Raw genomic sequence first — 1,542 nt, 5'->3', positions numbered from 1 at the left:
CCGGCCAGTTGCGCCCGGTCGCGATGACGACCGTGTCCGCCCCGCCCGCGAACCCGCGCTGCGAGGCGAGCACGCACGTGCCGAACCGGTCCGCGCCCGCCACGGAGACCTGCGCCGCGTGAATCGTGAACGCCGCGGTCTTGGTCGCCTCCCAGTTCCCGGCCGCATCCTGCGAGCGGTACTGGACGGTGTGCGGCCCCACACCCTCTACCTCGACGACCGTCCCCATGGAGGCGGCGGCGCCATCGACGGCGTACAGAGTGCGCCGGATCCCGGAGGTCGCGTCCGACGGCGTGAGGTGGACGATGACCTTCTCGGAGCCGTCGTACTCGTCAGCAGCGTCGTCCATGGTGACCGGAGCCACCGTGTCGATGAGCACGGTCGCGGTCCGGGTACTCTCGAAGTTGCCCACGATGTCGGCTGAGCGGAACCGCAGCGTCGTGGTCCCCTCGGCGGTGATCCCGATCTTCGCGCCCGGCGTGTACGTGGTCGTCGCGCCGCCCGTCGAGTACCAGGTGGCGTAGACCGCCTGGTTGTCGGTGGCGGTCAGCGACACGCTCGCGGTCCGGCTGCGCCACCCGCTCGGCGCGTCGCTCGTCGTGACCGGAGCGAGGGTGTTGCGCGGCTCGACGACCGCATCGATCGCCGAGACCGTCGTGGCCAGGCTCACCGTGAACGTCTGCGCGGTCGAGATGTCACCGTGCCGGTCGTCGTAGAACTCGCCGCGGTAGGCGCCGTCGCCGGCGAACCGGACCGAGTAGGTGCCGGGCAGCAGCCCGCCGATGGTGTAGAGCCCCGTGCTGGGATTGCTCGCCGCAGTGCCCGCGGTCACCCACGCGCTGCCGTACTGTCGGTACGCGTACACGTTCATGGGCCCGACGGGCACGCCGAGGCGGTTACGCACCTGGCCGCGCACCGCACTCGCGCGGTCGAGCGACACGTCGATGCCGGTCGTCGCAGCGGGCGCCGTGACGGTCACGTCGTCGCCGCCCGCGACCGAGTACGCACCATCGTAGAACTCGGGCAGCAGCCTCCCCGACGGATCCTCGCAGCCGACGCGGTAGACGCCGCTCGGCAGGCCGGTCAGGTTGAACAGGCCCGTCGGCGCGGTCAGCGTGGTCTCGACGAGGTCCCATCCGCTGCCGTCCTGCGCGTACGCCGACACGGCGATGCCCGGCGCCGCCACGTCTCCCTGCTCGTCGGTCACGGCGCCGCGGATCGAGCCGAACACCGTCGGCCCCGAGAAGTCGGCGCCGTAGCCACTCTGGGTGGTCTCGGGAGCGAGGACGATGCGCGTGGCAGCCGCCACGGTCGACGTCGCGTTGTACCACTCCTGGTCGCCGCCCTCCGCGACGAACCGCAGGAGGTAGTTCCCGGCGGCCAGTCCGCCGATCCTGTAGTGCCCGTCCGGAACGGTCGCGGTGGCCACGCCAGCGTACGAGATCTCGCCGGCGTCCTCGAGGTACGCCGTGACGATCGCGTACGGGTTCGCGCCGAGCGTGACCGTACCCTCGATCGCGCTCGGGCGCATCACCATCGGAT

Annotated in this window: 1 protein-coding gene; it reads right to left on the bottom strand. The window is 71.5% G+C overall.

Features of this window, described 5'->3' with window-relative positions:
- Positions 1-1,537 (bottom strand): carboxypeptidase regulatory-like domain-containing protein (locus FDZ70_10480; protein ID TLM66467.1); only part of this gene is annotated, 1,537 nt, incomplete at its 3' end.
- Positions 1,538-1,542 lie beyond the last annotated feature (5 nt).

Source organism: Actinomycetota bacterium, from assembly GCA_005774595.1.
In the GTDB taxonomy this organism is placed as follows: Bacteria; Actinomycetota; Coriobacteriia; order Anaerosomatales; family D1FN1-002; genus D1FN1-002.
The sequence above is the reverse complement of the archived record's forward strand: the minus strand, read 5'-3'. Positions and strand labels throughout refer to the sequence as shown.